This is a genomic window from Rhodopirellula europaea 6C, from assembly GCF_000338295.1.
GTDB lineage: Bacteria > Planctomycetota > Planctomycetia > Pirellulales > Pirellulaceae > Rhodopirellula > Rhodopirellula europaea.
Genome location: NZ_ANMO01000120.1, coordinates 169,862 through 184,945 on the forward strand (window position 1 = coordinate 169,862; position 15,084 = coordinate 184,945).

General features: G+C 54.5%; 15 protein-coding genes and 1 pseudogene. 5 read left to right on the forward strand and 11 right to left on the reverse strand.

The window, feature by feature from the left end; all coding sequences use genetic code 11:
• Window positions 1–68: 68 nt before the first annotated feature.
• The 4 genes and pseudogenes from RE6C_RS13475 to RE6C_RS33510 all read right to left on the reverse strand — a co-directional run bounded on the left by RE6C_RS13475 (window position 69) and on the right by RE6C_RS33510 (window position 5,093).
• The gene (locus RE6C_RS13475; protein ID WP_008657331.1) at window positions 69–1,139 is read right to left on the reverse strand and encodes a hypothetical protein; all 1,071 of its coding nucleotides are present in this window, start codon (window positions 1,137–1,139) and stop codon (window positions 69–71) included.
• A 9-nt stretch (window positions 1,140–1,148) separates the two neighbouring features.
• Window positions 1,149–2,444: a hypothetical protein gene (locus tag RE6C_RS13480; protein ID WP_236618190.1), complete on the reverse strand. Its 1,296-nt coding sequence runs from the start codon at window positions 2,442–2,444 to the stop codon at window positions 1,149–1,151.
• Window positions 2,422–3,702: an MFS transporter gene (locus tag RE6C_RS13485; protein WP_236618191.1), complete on the reverse strand. Its 1,281-nt coding sequence runs from the start codon at window positions 3,700–3,702 to the stop codon at window positions 2,422–2,424. Before RE6C_RS13485 ends, RE6C_RS13480 begins: the two co-directional genes overlap by 23 nt.
• Window positions 3,703–4,389: 687 nt before the next feature.
• A pseudogene (locus tag RE6C_RS33510) lies at window positions 4,390–5,093 on the reverse strand (recombinase family protein).
• Between the two features lie 25 nt (window positions 5,094–5,118).
• On the opposite strand from RE6C_RS33510, the gene RE6C_RS13505 reads away from it, so the two are divergent.
• Together RE6C_RS13505 and RE6C_RS13510 are read left to right on the forward strand one after the other, a co-directional pair.
• Window positions 5,119–5,388: a type II toxin -antitoxin system TacA 1-like antitoxin gene (locus tag RE6C_RS13505; RefSeq protein ID WP_008657342.1), complete on the forward strand. Its 270-nt coding sequence runs from the start codon at window positions 5,119–5,121 to the stop codon at window positions 5,386–5,388.
• Complete coding sequence (locus RE6C_RS13510; RefSeq protein ID WP_008657343.1) at window positions 5,385–5,921, forward strand: GNAT family N-acetyltransferase; 537 nt, start codon at window positions 5,385–5,387, stop codon at window positions 5,919–5,921. The genes RE6C_RS13505 and RE6C_RS13510 overlap by 4 nt, the downstream gene beginning before the upstream one ends.
• A 114-nt stretch (window positions 5,922–6,035) precedes the next feature.
• On the opposite strand, the gene RE6C_RS13515 is transcribed toward RE6C_RS13510, so the two are convergent.
• A complete protein-coding gene (locus RE6C_RS13515; protein ID WP_008657344.1) occupies window positions 6,036–6,533 on the reverse strand; it encodes a hypothetical protein in 498 nt (165 codons plus the stop codon).
• Between the two features lie 178 nt (window positions 6,534–6,711).
• Here RE6C_RS13515 and RE6C_RS13520 point away from each other — a divergent pair, with 178 nt between their 5' ends.
• From RE6C_RS13520 to RE6C_RS13530, 3 genes are all read left to right on the forward strand, one after another.
• Entirely contained in the window at window positions 6,712–7,917 is a 1,206-nt protein-coding gene (locus RE6C_RS13520; protein ID WP_039961978.1) for a hypothetical protein, read from the forward strand.
• 89 nt (window positions 7,918–8,006) lie between these two features.
• Window positions 8,007–8,408 (forward strand): BlaI/MecI/CopY family transcriptional regulator, encoded by a 402-nt coding sequence (locus RE6C_RS13525; RefSeq protein ID WP_008657347.1) that lies wholly within the window; start codon window positions 8,007–8,009, stop codon window positions 8,406–8,408.
• Window positions 8,405–10,780: a M56 family metallopeptidase gene (locus tag RE6C_RS13530; RefSeq protein WP_008657349.1), complete on the forward strand. Its 2,376-nt coding sequence runs from the start codon at window positions 8,405–8,407 to the stop codon at window positions 10,778–10,780. The genes RE6C_RS13525 and RE6C_RS13530 overlap by 4 nt, the downstream gene beginning before the upstream one ends.
• A gap of 25 nt (window positions 10,781–10,805) precedes the next feature.
• Here the strand turns inward: RE6C_RS13530 and RE6C_RS13535 are convergent, their stop codons facing one another.
• From RE6C_RS13535 to RE6C_RS13560, 6 genes are all read right to left on the reverse strand, one after another.
• On the reverse strand, window positions 10,806–11,150 hold the full coding sequence (locus RE6C_RS13535) for a hypothetical protein (protein ID WP_144054752.1): 345 nt from the start codon (window positions 11,148–11,150) through the stop codon (window positions 10,806–10,808).
• A 36-nt stretch (window positions 11,151–11,186) separates the two neighbouring features.
• Window positions 11,187–11,447, reverse strand: coding sequence for a hypothetical protein (locus RE6C_RS13540; RefSeq protein ID WP_236618192.1), 261 nt, complete (start codon window positions 11,445–11,447; stop codon window positions 11,187–11,189).
• A 79-nt stretch (window positions 11,448–11,526) separates the two neighbouring features.
• Window positions 11,527–11,919 carry a hypothetical protein gene (locus RE6C_RS13545; protein WP_008657353.1) on the reverse strand — a complete coding sequence of 131 codons (393 nt, stop codon included), beginning with the start codon at window positions 11,917–11,919 and terminating at the stop codon, window positions 11,527–11,529.
• A gap of 5 nt (window positions 11,920–11,924) precedes the next feature.
• Window positions 11,925–12,248, reverse strand: coding sequence for a hypothetical protein (locus tag RE6C_RS13550; protein WP_039961980.1), 324 nt, complete (start codon window positions 12,246–12,248; stop codon window positions 11,925–11,927).
• Window positions 12,245–12,910, reverse strand: coding sequence for a hypothetical protein (locus RE6C_RS13555; RefSeq protein ID WP_008657357.1), 666 nt, complete (start codon window positions 12,908–12,910; stop codon window positions 12,245–12,247). The genes RE6C_RS13550 and RE6C_RS13555 overlap by 4 nt, the downstream gene beginning before the upstream one ends.
• A 76-nt stretch (window positions 12,911–12,986) precedes the next feature.
• Window positions 12,987–14,834, reverse strand: a complete 1,848-nt coding sequence (locus RE6C_RS13560; protein WP_144054754.1) for a cupredoxin domain-containing protein — start codon at window positions 14,832–14,834, stop codon at window positions 12,987–12,989.
• Between the last annotated feature and the right edge of the window lie 250 nt (window positions 14,835–15,084).

The window sequence follows — 15,084 nt, forward strand, 5'->3', positions numbered from 1 at the left end:
CAAGAGTCCGACATTGTTGAAAGCCGCCGATAACGTGAAGAGTGATATTGAGCCGCATGTGGTTTCGGCTATGGGCTGAGCAACTTGGCTTCGACAAGTGCTTCGCCATGGTCGCGAATGAGCGATTGGGCACGCTTGACCGTATTGAGAACGTCCGGCGTCGCCAGCGCGTTCCAGTTTTTGTATGCAGGGAATGAACCAAGGGGTCGCCTGTTCGCATGAACGGGGCCTCTGCCACCACCAAAAACAAGCAAACACTTTAAGCCTTCCATGGTCCGTTCCAATGCACCAAGCTTTCGTAGCGCGTCAAGCGAGACAGGTTTTGCATCGACTGTTCGCTCGATGTTGTGCGAAATGGAGTTGCCGGCAGGTTGCACATAACCAGGTGTCGTGAATGGTGTCAGGTAGCGCTGAACATCATTCATGTGCGGCTTCAATGCAGCGGCACGTTCCTCCTTTTGCCTTATCTGTTCCTGCTCACTCTGAAGTGTTGCGATGCGTTTTCGGAGCATGGTTACTTCGTCCTGCCGCTGTCGCAACGCGAGCTTAACGGGACGCATCATTCGCTCGGATATTTGACGTTTTTCGTCAAGTGCGGATTTCACGGCAAGTGCGATCGTAGTTGACTCAAAACTCGTTAACTTGGTGGCCTCATCGGAAATTCGTCGAAAGGACTCTGCTTGGCTGGACACGACTTTAGGAATCTCCGGTGACGCAAGTTCCTCAGCTTGCAGGTTGAGATCGTGCAAAAGATCAGAAAAAGTTGGCGCGAAGTGTGAATCAACTGCGAGCTTAGGCTCTAATTCGGCTAGCTCGCTTGCAGCCTGGTCAAATTGCGCATCGATATCAGGAACAAATGCAAACCGCCGATTCTGAATTGTGCGCTTTATCGAATTGAGTTGCGGGACGAGTTTTGCGATGTGCGATGTAGCTGTTTCGGCTGACCTATTGGATGTGGTGGCCGATTCATAATCAGTCGTCTTCTTGTTGTCATCAACCTCGTTGCTGCGCGTCGAGCCACCGAATAGCCAAATCGCACTACCAACGAATGCTGCCATAACCAAAACCATGGCTATGTTCGCAATTCGGTGATTGCCGCGTTCTTTCAGGGAGCGTTGAGCTGGTGAGATTCTGGTCATGTGCGATTCCTAAGGGGCAAGTAATCCATTATCTACCAATCTTTGTCCATGAATCTGAAGCAGAAGCTGGGCTTCGGAGACGCGGGCGGAAATATCTTCAGAGTTACTCAATTCGGTAATTGCGTTCATCCTTGGGAAACCTCCAAGCGGTCGATCATTGTTCTGCGTTGCCGACTTCGACCCTCCGATGAAAAACAGGGTTATCAATCCTTGCGGCTCCGCGGCGAGGGCACCAGACCGCGTTAAGGCTGAATGTGACATTGGTGTCTTGTTGATTGCGTAGGCGAATTCATCAGCGGACTTGGGCTGCATGTAGCCAGGCGTAATGAAGGGCTGAAGAAGCGAGCGAATTTTTGGGAGATCTCGCTGATACTCTTCGAGCGATGCCTGATGTGGAGCATCTGACTGGGCGGGTGAATTCGTCGGTTGCCCACCACTTTCCAGGCTGCGAATCTGCTGCCTTAGACGGGCGACCGCCTTGTCCTGATTTTTCAACTCGTCTTCCACCAATGTGCGATCTTCGCTCAAACGCTGACTCTCAGCGTTCAACGCCTCCTGAATTTGCCGATTCTTTTTTTCGACGAGACTTTGTGAGCGGGATTGGAGGGCCTCTGCAAGAGTGATCGAGGCCGGAGCGTTTGATATGGATCGTCGGATCAGTTCATCCAGCGTTTGACGACGCTTGACGTATTCGACGGTCCAATGGTGTGCCTGCTCGCATGCATTCGCCAATTCGATAATTATAGAATTGACAACCATTTGATCGCTCTCTGTGCGGTTGTCGGCGACAGCCTGACGGAGCACCGATTGGAGTTCCTCGGGCGTTACTCCCTTGTCCAGTAATTGCAGGACATAAAACTGCGCAAGGTGCTGTTCATTCGCAGCAATTCTCCGGCCTGATTCATCCTTCAGTGTCGAGGATCGTAAGTCGCGAAGAGCGTCAAACGAAGCCTTCAACTCAGGGATTTTCGTTTCCAGCGTTGCGGCTTCGAGCGAGACCGAGACCTTGGCCAGGCTTAGCACAGCGCGCTGAATTTCGGCCGTGGGAACCGGTCCCAGCTCGTCATCGATCGGCGGGAGGACAATGGGAGGTGTCGGGAGTGGCTTGGGCGGTGGCTTCGGTTGATGCAAGTAGAGCGAAAGGAGCAGGCCACCGAAAAAGATCAACGCAAACAATGAGAGAACGAACATATTGGACCAAAGCCATGCTCTCTTAGCGGCTTTTGCTCGTTGCTCGGCGGAAAATTCTGGTGCAGTTTCACCATCTCGAATTGAGCCCAAATCAGTCGACACGGTTTCCGCCAAGCTCCTTGTCACTACTCTTCATCGAAAACGCAAGCCAAACGACAACCGCGCAGAAAGCGGCAACAATTAGAGCCGGTATCGACCAGCGTACGGCTGCAAAAACGATGGCTTGAGTTGCGAATACAATTCCCCCGATCAGCGTGCTGTGCATGAGAACTCGCTGAGTCGTCAAAAGTCCGCTGGCAAAATACTCGTTCTTGGCTGCGAGCGAAGCGAGGTACATCGCGCTCAGTCCCAGTGCGATCGCAACCAACGTCAACAATGCGGGAGACCAGGCTACAGAGCCAATCATTGCAATCGAAAGCACTGCAAGTGCCATTGAGCCGGCATGAAATCTTTTTGCAACCGAAGAAGCGATTGCTTTAGACCGTTCAATGTCGCCGTCTCGTGCGCGGCTTTCCTCTCCGACGATCACATCTTCGCCCCATCCAGCCAACACGAAATCGCCGAACACGATTGCCGGATCGCGCTGCCAGCGAATCGACACCGTTTCTTCCTGCGGACGAATCTCCACCATCGTGTCCCACTCCACGCATTCCTCGCGAAATAGCTCACCTTCCAGCACGCGAATAGACGGACTTAGCCAGTCGGGAAGACTGCTAACAAATCGCTGATACTTTTCGGGAAGCGGGTGTACGTTGTCGCCGAGTTCGCTAAGCATGGGCCCACGAACATGGTGGACGTGCATTGCATTGCGGTGCTGGATGTTTGTCGAGAAATGATCGTAGGTTTCGATCTTGTCACCGATGTTGCGCTGTGATCTTTGCCGTGCGGTTTCTTCTATGATTGCTACGCGACGAAAGAACGTGAATCGGCACGTGTCATCGCCACTTTCAATGCCGCCAACAAGGTGATGCTGTTGCATCCGGCCCAGTAAGGCGAAGAATTCATTTGCGAAATCAAGACAGTGTTGTTCAAGTTGACGTTCCGCCTTGTCCATGGCGATCGCTGGGTCAAGGTCGGCAAACTTGTAATCGACGAATGATCGTGGCGGCATCGAGAACAGATTCCCTTTGCTCACTCGTTCGACGATTTCGTCGCGCAGCTGCGTTTGAAATGCCTGGTCCTCTTGCTTGTCGCCGCGAATTTCGATCGCAGCTAGACAGACGGCTTCGACAAACTCTCGCAATTCCCGATGCCAGGAAACTATTTGGGCGTGGCTGGCGGAGGCGGCGCTGACAATGTGCTCGATACCGTTGTGCCCAGACTCGTCAGCCAGCCGTGAAAAGATTAGACGCGACCAGAGTTCGCTGGCCACCCCATTGGCGAGTTCTTGATTGGAATTCGCGTCTTCCAGCCGAATCGGCACTGGACGCTCGTATCGGGGTGAGGTCTTTTTCCGTCGACCAGACGATACAGATGGCCTAGCAAGTTCAACCATGGATTAGACCTCTGAGAGTAGCGGAACGGTGCCTATTGCAGTAAATCATACTGTTTGCCAGTGACCGATACCAACAACCGGTCGCTGACTGTGAGCTGGGCGCGACGATAAGGGAATCCGCGAGCGACTCGACTCGCTTACCCCTTTGCAAATGCAAGACACGCAAAACCATGATAAACCCCGACAAAGGACGACAAGGGTTGCCGAGGCACAAAAGGGTAAGTACATTGCAAAAAGCAACGGTTTTGGGTGGTTTTTGCAGTGTTTTCGAGGTTGCCTCATAACCTCGAGGTCGTCGGTTCGAATCCGGCTCCCGCAACTTTTTGGTGTTCGCCTGTTCAGTGCGACCGCCGAGTACAGAGATTGGCCGGCGTTGATCATCATGATCGACGCCGGCCTTTTTTCGTTTTAGACGGCGTTTTTTGCCTTCTCAAACGAATTTGCCGGACAGCTGCAAGTCTCTTTGGCTCTCGAGTTAGAGTGTCTCCGTTTTCGGTTGACGGCCTCGGCGGACGACACCGCGACCGAAACTCTCGGCACTCTCTTGTCTCTGTGACCTCTGGCTTATTTGAATTTCCCGGTTTTAGAGACTCTCTGATTTCGCCCGCTTTCACGAACCACAATTGATTGAGCGGGATCCAATACCAGCTGTTTCATTGCTGGTTCGATGCGATAGCCAAACGGAACCCGCCCGGCGACACGTTTGCCGCGACGTTTGTACGCCGCCCGCATGTCAGCCATCCGCTCCCGAGTCAGATCCTGCTGAAACTCGCTGGCGGCGGCGACGATGTTGGTCATCAATCGGTCGGCCGCGGTATCGCTATAGTGCGGGTCGTTCACCACAACCAATTCAACGGCGTGCCGTTCAAACAGTGCGAGTATCTTCGCAAAGTCACAAGCCGCCGTGACAACCGATCCATGCTGTATACGATCAAGCGACGAATTTGGCCTGCCTCCACCGCGGCAATCAATCGCGAAAGTTGGGGGCGATCGAGCGTTTCACTGGATTGACCTTCATCCGAGAAAACGTCGCCAACGATCCAGTCTCTTTTCAATGCAAGATCCCGGCACAAATCGATCTGGGGATCGCAAGAACTGTATTCCAGTCTACGTGTCCGTGACTGACAGGCATAAATAGCCGTCGAATGGTGAGACGCCTCGCCAGAATCGTTCCTTGGGATATCGCCAATTTCCAAAGAATCCGGAGCACTCACAAAACATTGCCCTGTATATCGTTGTGCAGTACAATTGGGTGGATGAAATTCCACCGCTAACGCAAGAGTTCAACACGTCATGCAAAAGAATAGTTCATTGATGGTCCGACTCGATGAAGAGTCCAAGGCGTTGTTGAGTGCCGCCGCGGAGATGAGGCGGGTAAGCGTTAGTGACTACGTCCGCAGCGTCGTTGTTGGACAAGCCGAACGAGAAGTCGCCGCTGCTAAATCTCAAACGATCGCCATGACGGCTGATGAGCAACTGCAGTTTTGGACTGCGCTCGCCAAACCACCCAAGCTGACCAAGTCGCAAAGAGCTTTGGGAGCGATGATGCGAGGCGAAGCGTGAGCGGTGTCCGCTATCCCGACGGATGGCGAATCGAGCTGTTGACCAAATCGCACAACCGAAGGGCGTTTCAATCCGGCCAAGAACAAGTCGACGGCTGGCTCAAGCGATCCGCGTTGCAAAGCCAAAAGAAGCACCTCAGTTCGACGAAAGTATTGCTCGACGAGGATGGCCAAATCATCGGCTACTACACATTGGCGTCGTCGCAGGTCGATTTTTCTGACTTACCAACTGAGGTAGCCAAGTCACTCCCACAACGACAATTGCCCGTCGCCGTGCTGGCGTGGCTCGGCGTCGACAGCAGTGTTCAAGGAAGAGGCATTGGCTCACGGCTGCTTGCAACGGCGCTGCGAGATTGTCACGAAGCCTCGAAGACTTTCGCGTTCATCGCCGTCATCCTCGACTGCGTCGACGAATCCTCCAAAGCTTTCTATGGGCGCTACGATTTCGCCGAGCTCCCCGGCTACCCCATGCGGCTCTACCTACCCTTCAAGCTCCTCGAAAAGCTTGCGAGCAACGGCCGCGGAACGAAATAACCCCACGGTCGAAATCGTCTCAATTTGACCGTCAAGCCAAACTCAACGGATTACGAAAACGGCCGATTTAGCCAGTTCCCATCACCTCTCAGTCGCTCATGAGTCAGCCCAAATTTACGCCGAATTCGCCGGCGGGTGATACGGATTGTCCGACGTGGGGAGATCCGGTGTGACTTTGGCTTCGAGTTCTAGCGCGGTCTCCGCGGGTGGTTTGACGGGCCGTTTGCGGACGGCGAGTCGGAGGACGAACAGGACTGCTGCGACGCCGACGAAAATCAGGCCGGCTTGGACGCCGTAGATCAGTGGGCCGAGAGCTCGGTTGGCTCCGTCAACGGTCAGAGCTTCGTAGCCTTGCTCGGTCATCTCGGCCGGATGCGTGTCTGCCCACTCGGCTCGGATCCGCCACTTCTCTTCGATCTCCGATGACGACCACTGCGTCGCTGTCATCGCCAAGCCACCGATCGCGACGAGTTTTAAAATCCGGCGAAGCACATCGTGCCGGATCAGCGACAACAGGACGAGCACGCCAACGCCAGCCCACACGACGGCTGGGTATCCCCACGAGTAATCGTTGGTCCGCGACGATTCCCAGATTTGCTCAAACGCGTCCACTGTTAGCTTTGGTCTCCGAAACTTTTTTGACCTGAGTTTCTATTATCCACAATTTTTCTCGCGCCGTTTGCATAAGTAACCCTGATCTATTCCGGCAATATCATCCGCCACACGCGTCCCGTGGGCGTCGACGCGATTCATCAATGGATGATTCACCACGGCATCCGAGTGCGAAACCATGCCCCCAACGCAACCGCAACGCTTGCGACTCTGGCAAGCCATCTGTCGAGTCCCAAGTCTGCGAGCGCCACGCCAGTTGTGGCAAGGCGAGTTAGCTGACCATTGGGAGCCGTGCCACCCGTTCCTCCGCGCGACGTCGACGCTGGCAACATGGACGTTCGCCAGTATCGGTGCGTCGACTTGCGAAGTGGTTGAGCATGACGACGGCACGTTGGTCGCAGTCGATCGACTTCGCGGCGAAACGTTCGAGGTTGATCGCAATGATTTGGTGGTCTACCGACTCGACGTCAACGCATTGTTCACGCACCTGATGAATCTGATCGGCGGACGAACGCGATTCGATGCCGCAATGCAAAACGATTCGGTGCGACGTATTGGGCAACTGCCCGCACGGCTCGGTGCCAAGACGCTTCACTTCAGCGTCCGCATTGACGATGCATCGTTGCTGGCCGCTGCTACCGAACTGTCTGGCAAACAAACCATCGTGTTGATGGTGCCAACGCTGCGCGGATGCAACTGTGACATCGACGCGATCGCCGACCGCTTCCAAGTCATCATCACCGCCGCAGACGAGTTGTTCGTCGCCACGTCCAACGGCATCACGTTCGACACCGCAGAGATCAGCTCGCTACGTTTCCGTCTGGGCCTAGGCGAAGATTCCCAAGTCAACTACTTCCGCGTGGTCGGACAAACCCGCGAGATCCAGTTCAACGGCAAACGCATCTCATTGCCCGATTCGATTGGACTTTGGTACCTCGCCGAGTTCCTGTCGCGTCCGCACAAGACGCTCGACCCAGTCGAACTCGAACAAGCGCGCACCGGCATCACCGCCCGCTCATCCAACAGCGGCACCGGGGAACGACTCGACGACGAAACGAAGCGTGACTACGAAGCTGAACTGATCGAACTTCGCGAAGACATCGCCGAAGCCGAACGTTTCAACGACCCCGGCCGCCTCGAGCAACTTCAAACCGAATTCCAAAAGATCGCCGACGAGCTGACCAAGTCCAAAGGCAGGGATGGTCAATCGCGAATCACCACCGACGCCGGCAAGTCCCGCCGCAACGTCCGCCAACAAATGCAACGCGACATCAACAAGAAGATCGCCCCACAACACCCGGAGCTAGCCAACCATCTTCTCAAGGCGTTCAAACGCAGTTGGATGTGCTACCAACCCGATGAAGATGCGGGTTGGGAATCCTGACTAGAAATGATGCGTTGCGAACTGATCTTGTGCCGTTTCCGATTACGGGCGTAAACTGTTTACATCTGTCATCGGGAAAGGAGAAACTCATGCAGCTTTCAGACGCGGAATGGATCGTCATGAATCTCATTTGGGATTCGGGTCCAACGGAAGCAAGCGACGTCATCGCGGCCCTCGGAGCTGACAACGGTTGGTCCGACGCGACGGTCAAAACCATGCTTCACCGATTGGTGAAGAAGGGTGCATTGACGACCGAACAGATCGGCAAGAAATACCGCTACACCGTCGCGGTGCGTCGCAGTGCCTGTGTTCGTAAAGCAAGTCGCTCGTTCTTAGACGTTGTCTTCGGTGGCGATGCCGCGCCGGCACTGCTGCACCTCGTGAAGACTTCGAAGTTGAGCGAAGACGATCTGGATCAGCTTCGCGAACTACTCGACTCCAAATCCGGAGCCAAAACCAAGAACTCGAAGAACAAGGGATCAAAGGAATGATTGACCAAATTGGTGAGCAATGCGCTCAGTGCAATTATTTCGCGATGCTGGCCAGTTGGCGAGCGTTGCCCGTGTTTGCCATTGTTGCCGTTCTGGCGATCGTGCTTCGCAAACGAGTGCCAGCTCGATACCTGTGTTGGCTTTGGCTGATCGTGGTCGCGAGATTGTTGTTGCCGTTCTCGATCGAATCCAGTGTCGCGATCAGTTCGGTCGCTGATAAGCCCGCAATCTCTCTGGTTTCGGGCGAGGAAGAACCACAAACTGAATCGAGCGATTTTGATACTTTCACGTATGAAAACGAAGAGGGGGAATCCGTGACGGCCGCACTCTTGCCACCGGGCGCAACCCCAGAAGAACAGGCGGCAGCGGACGCGATCGTTGCGGAAATCGCGGAGGCCGAGATTGCGGCTAAAGCAGCGTCTGCCGCCCTCCCGCAGTTCAATCAGGTCGATAGTGCTGAGTCGTTTATCGACAAGATCGAACCCGCTCTTGAGGTACTAGCGTATGCCGTCGCCTTCGGCATTCCCGCCGTTACCATTTTCATGCTGTTGCGCGGTCTCCTTGCCCATTTACGCTTTGCTCGCAAACTATCGGCTTCTCCGTCGATCACGGACCAAGCTACGGTTGATCGGTTGCTTCGCATCTGTGACGACCTTCAAGTTGGTCGAAGACCGCAAGTTAAGGAAGTGCCAGCGCTTCATGCACCGGCAATGTTTGGTTTGCTTCGACCCGTCATCTGCCTGCCCCAGCGATGGCAAGAAGAACTGACGGCTGACCAGCTTGACTGGGTGCTGCGTCATGAGGTCGCTCACGTCAAGGGACGCGATGGCTTGCTTCTTTCGATAGCGACGTTGGCCCGATCGTGTCAGTGGTTCAATCCTTTGTCATGGGTCGCTGTTTCAAAGTTGAAGCAAAACATGGAGCGAGCCGCTGATGAACTTGCCACTCGTCACTTGGATGAGATGCAGGTACGTGAATATGGCAAGCTTCTGCTCAGATTTGCTGCGGGACAACCGTCAAAGCGTCCGCGGCCGACGATCGGATTGTTGGCGATGGCTGCACCGAAGGGGTTGCAGCAACGAATCGAGTCGTTGGGTATGCCGGTCAAAAGACGTGGATGGTTACGCGGCCTGATGGCCTTGATCGTGGTCGGTATGGTTGGCGTTTGTGGATTGACGGATGCTCGGCCTATCACGCAAGACGCGGAACCGCCTCAACCCGTTCCAAACTTCGAGGTTGCAGTGGCGGAGTGGAAGCAACAAAGGGCAACAAATGCGAAGCCGGCACGCTCGGTCGAGTTGTTTTCAGCGAGCGTCGACGAAGCTGAGCCCACGCACAGTGTTTCAATCGACGTGAGCGATGTCCTTTCCAAAGCACGCGAGCTGCAGCCAGGAATTGATGGGGAAAAGTTTGCCTCAATGTACTTCACCTCTTACCCGTTCGCTGTTGCGGAACGGGGCGCGAGCAAGATCGAGAAGGGTGTCCTCACCGTTGAAGTGACGAAGCGTCAGGAGCAGAGCTTGAGGCAAAGGCTATCGGCGTTTGAAGATTTCGGCCCGTGGCAAATTGCTGTTGAACTTCGGGTCATTGATACAGATGTTCGACTTCTTGACCAATTCGATTGGTCGACATCAGCGTCGGACACACGGTTCGCGCGGGTCGCACGATCGCCGGTTTCGGCAGGACTTGACGCTTGGGACGATGCAAGGCTCTCGCTCGCCTCGTCAGATGCAATGGCGGCAGACTCGGAGCCGTTTTCCATTGAACAATCCGTGTCCGTTCCGATTCGGGCCGCCAAAATTGGACATTTGCAAACCACGAGATTCATTCACCAAGTGCAACGTGACAATCGGTCAAACATTATGCAAGCTCCAAAGGTGACCATGTTCAATGGTCAATCCGCATTGATCACCGATGTTGTTCAGCGTCCGTTCGTGACAGATGTGGTCGAGATCACTGGCGAGAAGGCAACGGCATTCCAGCCGAAAATCTCTGTTTTCGAGGACGGCTGGAGATTCTTTTTCAAACCAGAGGTAGCCGGAGACGACCGGGTCCATCTGCAAATGGTCTTCTCAAAATCGAGCATCGACGATGTCAAGCGTGCAAGCCTGCCCTACCGACCTGACCCAACGTCAGAAGACCGAGTGACGATCGAGGTACCAACCGTCATTTCTAATTCGATTGCAGTTGAAAGCTATCTGCGAACATCAGAATCTTTACTCGTGTTTTCGCCAACACTGTTCTCAAATCGATCGGTCGATGATTCCGAAAGGAGCAATCATCGCATCGGTCAAGTCTTTCTGATTCGCACTCAACTCATCCCAGACAATGAGTTCCTGGAAAGTTTCGTTCCCAAACAAGATGACGAATGACGCGTTGAATATCACTTCCTGCATCTCAGAAGATGCAGAGCTGATAGAACGCCAGCGATCCGATGGCGGCTGTCAGCATTGCGAGCAGCGAGAACGCGATCGTGCGTTTCGGGCCGAGGCGGATCAGCCAGATGCCGACGGCCAGCTCGGCCGTGGTCAGCAACATCGCGATCCATCCTGAGTCATGAAACGGTTGCCCGAACCATCCGCCGACGATGGCTGCTGGGTAGAACGTCGGCATGCCTGGGAACATCGAAATCAACGCCGGCAGGATTCGATCGAGCTCTTCGTGTCGCACGACCCACGCGTACGGCAGGATCATGCATGCCAACAACGCGGTGGCCGGCAATCGCGCGTTTGCGGGTTTCACCGCAAACCGAATGAAGCTTGCAAACGCCAAGCAACTTCAGCGAGAAAAAATCGCGTACAAGAAGACGATGGCCAGCAACATCGCCGCCACCATCCCGACGACGAATAGGGATTTTCCGAGTCGGCTGCCGAGTGCGAGGCCAATACCGCCGAATACGACCATCACGGCCGTTGCGCAAGCGATGATAACAATGCTTTGAAACCCGTGACCAATCTCCTCGACATATTGTTCAACACCATCAAGCCTCAGGCCTGAGCCGGGGCCAGGTCTGGCGACAAAGTAGAACGCAAACAACAACGTCAGCCCAAACCCAAGGACAGAGATCGCAAACCCGATGTCACGTTTGACACTAAACTGTGGTCGGGCCTCGTTCGATTCAAAGGATGACTTCAAGAGTTATTTCCACAAGTGACCAAGCTGCCAGGATGCAAGGCAACGTTGCGATCAAGACCAACGCAAATTGAACGACGCGACGGATGCCGGAACCCGAAGAGAGCATTGATTTTCGGTGCAGAACCACTGCCAGCACAAGCGACGTCACAGCCATCGTAAAGCATGCTGAAAACGCGGCCATCTCGGCGGCTGGCTTTGCGGTGTTGTAGATGCGTTCTAATGCAAACCAGACCCAGACTCCGCCGGTGGCCAGAACTCCGATCGCGAGTGTAGCGAACACGTAAAGCGGCCAGCCCGGTTCGATGCTTTTCGGTGTTCTCCCCGGTTCTGTCGCGGATTTCGTGCTCGTCGTTGGCGGCGAGTAGGGGTTGGTCATTAGCGTTATCCGGGTCCAGGGTTCTGAATGCCCGATAGATTGAAGAGCCAGTGCATGAACGCGACAACAGCCATCAGAAAGGCGTACGTAGCGACCGAGACACCGCAAGCGATGCGAGCGAAAACGAAACGTTTGGTAATCTTCATGGACACCACCGAGCAGACAAATCCAACCGGAAGCAGAGCGAGCCAGCCAACGATCGTGTCGTCTTGACCCGAAGCTTGCGTTCTCCGTGGATCCAGTAGGAAGTGCAGACCAAGAAGAGGAACCCACGATGCCACCGCAATTAGCCACGCAAAGCGACGAGACTTCGTTGGTGGAAGCATCATCTATCGGTTGATCGAGGGATCATGATGATCAATCGCACCGACATTGCGAGGCTGATCGATTCGTCATGGGCCTCCGTTAACCAGTCGCATCGGCAGTCAGGAGGAACGGCGGCGGCGTAGCGTCGTTGGTCCTTGTACCCGAGGTAACAGTCCGGCTGATCGCTGCATTCCGCGTCGTTGTTGTTAAGGCCGAAAATGCCAAACTTGTTTGTGCAAACACCGTCGGTGGTCGCTGGTCCCCAGTCCTTGTCGAACTCAGGGCACTGTTGGTCATAGCCATCCTTGCAGGCGAACCTCCATTCTTTGACGTTTGGCAGGCGGTAGTCGTAATCGGAATCGAATTCAGAAAGTGCGTGGGTGTATTGATCGGCGATTTGCCAACTCGATGACGGGAGCCCACTGTTAAATCCCCAGTCGATCCCTCCGTCAAACCCCGAAGCAAGGGCAGCATCCCGAAACCGATGGTGATCTTCGTACTGGATCTCAGTCTGCTGCAAGTAGAACGATTTGGATGGATAAGACGAATCGTGGTCAGATCTGGAGGGGTCAACCGGAACCAAGCAAAAGGTCATGCCGAATTGATTGGTGATACGAGGTGGTAAGTCGTCTGCGACGATTGCGGTAGGCTCCACGTCCGCGGCAATCGTTGGTTCGGTCTGCACGATCGCTTCGTCCGTCCGGCTCTGGCAACCATTGAGGAAGATGAGAGAAATTAAAACGAGGAACCAACCGCTCAACCTATTCACGATGTTCAGCTCCCTCGATTCGCAATTCGATGTTGTCATTCGTCAGGTCGAGCCAAATTGCCGACTTGCTATTCTCGACCTTCTCCCCGTTCGCCCAAATCTCGGCGTCACCGAAATCGTAGTCGGGATGAATAACCACCAACTTCTGACGGCCAATTGGCCATTGGCTGAGTGTCGCGTAGCCGTCTTCGTCAGTGACAGCGACGTTGCCATGATCCGTCACGGCCAAGTAGCCGTGTTCATCGTCGTGGATGTTGCATTGGATGGGCATCAACGCGGGTTCATCGCGAGACACCTTTCTCTGATAGATCAATGGCAGATCTAATCGCGATCTAAAACCTCGAACCTCGTTTCTAAACCATTCCACATTGATGTTGTGATCGACAACCGGTCGCGATCCGGCAGCTTCGATCTCGAGCGTATCCCCCGCTCGTAGCACGGTAATTCTCGGTTCAAAACCGTTATCGCCAAGCTTCGTCCGCACGGTGCGAGGCTTCGTTGGTCGCGGTGGCCCTTGGATTGGCGGACTACCACGCTTCTTCCATAGCAGGACGAGGTCGCTGAGCGGTACGGGTTCAACCTCGTCGTCAAGAACGATGGTGGCGTGAATCCTTGATCGTACACGATGCAGCCCCCAGCCTTCCGAGATCATGTAGAACGGATGGATGTGCGGGTGATCATGGACACGTAATGGTTCGTTCATTCGGGAAAACACCTTCCCATCGGCGAGCCGAATTCGATCTTTGTTGACTTCAACAACTCGACTGCTAGGAAGCTTTGGTTCGTAAACAAATGACCATTCGGGGTATTTTCCGAAGCGATAGTCAATTTGCGAGATTGATCCAAGGCGCAGATAGCCACGGTGAACGTGCCATCTTCCTGCACCAAAGCACACGCCGCCAAAGCTCTCCAACCTTGGATCGCTCGCACCCGGTTTCAGCTCGATTCGATAGAGACACGTTAGTCGATGGTAAAACGTGATCGTCAGAATCCTGTCATCGGACTCGCTTCTCCAAGTCCCGATCAATTCGGACTTGTTGTCCAACGGGTTTCCTCGACGCACGAAATCGCCTGTGGCCCCATCAAACATGAAATTGAAGTGGTAAGTGTCGGGTAGGGTCTCAAGAGAGAGCTCCTTGTACGCCGATCCGAGGGGGACATCAAGCGGCACCAGTAGCGGAGTGACCACCGTGTCGTGATCTTCGCCGAACTCGTTCTTTTCATCCCAAAGCATGATGTTGGTATCGAGCAACTTCCCACCAAACCAAGCGGCAAGCGGGATGTGCTGCGTTCTTTTGGCATACAGTTGATCAGTGAGATCCGGGATGCAATCCACCGGCAACGGCTTGGCCAATCGAATCCGCTCCTTGACTCGCTCGATGATGACCTGAGGGTCACGCAAAACGCGAGCGTTCCCTTTCCCAAAGCCAGAAATCGCAGCACCACCCCAAGACGCGGTTGGATGCGTCAAATTAATTACATCCGCCACTCGTGCTTGGTCGCCGTTTCCACGAACAAAAAGCAACCATCTCGTCCCCAACTTTTCATCTCGCGGTCGGTACCGAAGGGCGCGACCGAGGATGCAGTGGTGGACCGATTCATGAGGGAACGTACTTAGTTCGCGGCCAGCCTTCAGCGTTTCGAGCGGCTCGAACCGAAGGCCGTACCTGCTTTTACCGTCTTCAACGATCTCGGCGAGGTAAATCTCGTCCGCTGCGTCGACCTTCCATTCCAGTGAAGCCGCACCCTCGGCGTAAAGGTCAGCACGTCCATCTGAAGGCAACGCGAGAATTAGGCCAATCGCCGCGAGAAAGCAAACGGTCAATCGCAAACGTTTCATTGTTTCGTTTGCCTGCGGCATTTTCCTTCACCAAATGTCACTACGGATGTCACGCATTGAGATGCTTGGGGCTCTCGATCGGTTCCATTCTACGGGTACCAAATCGTCGTTTCATCACAAAATTCCCAAACGACTCACCCAATGAGTCGACGACTCACGTTTTGAGCCGCCGTGTTTCCAGCTGACGGATTCGACCTCGAGTCCGATCGGGCTGGCCCGCGTTTTTCCGCGAACGATTGGTGTTCGCGGC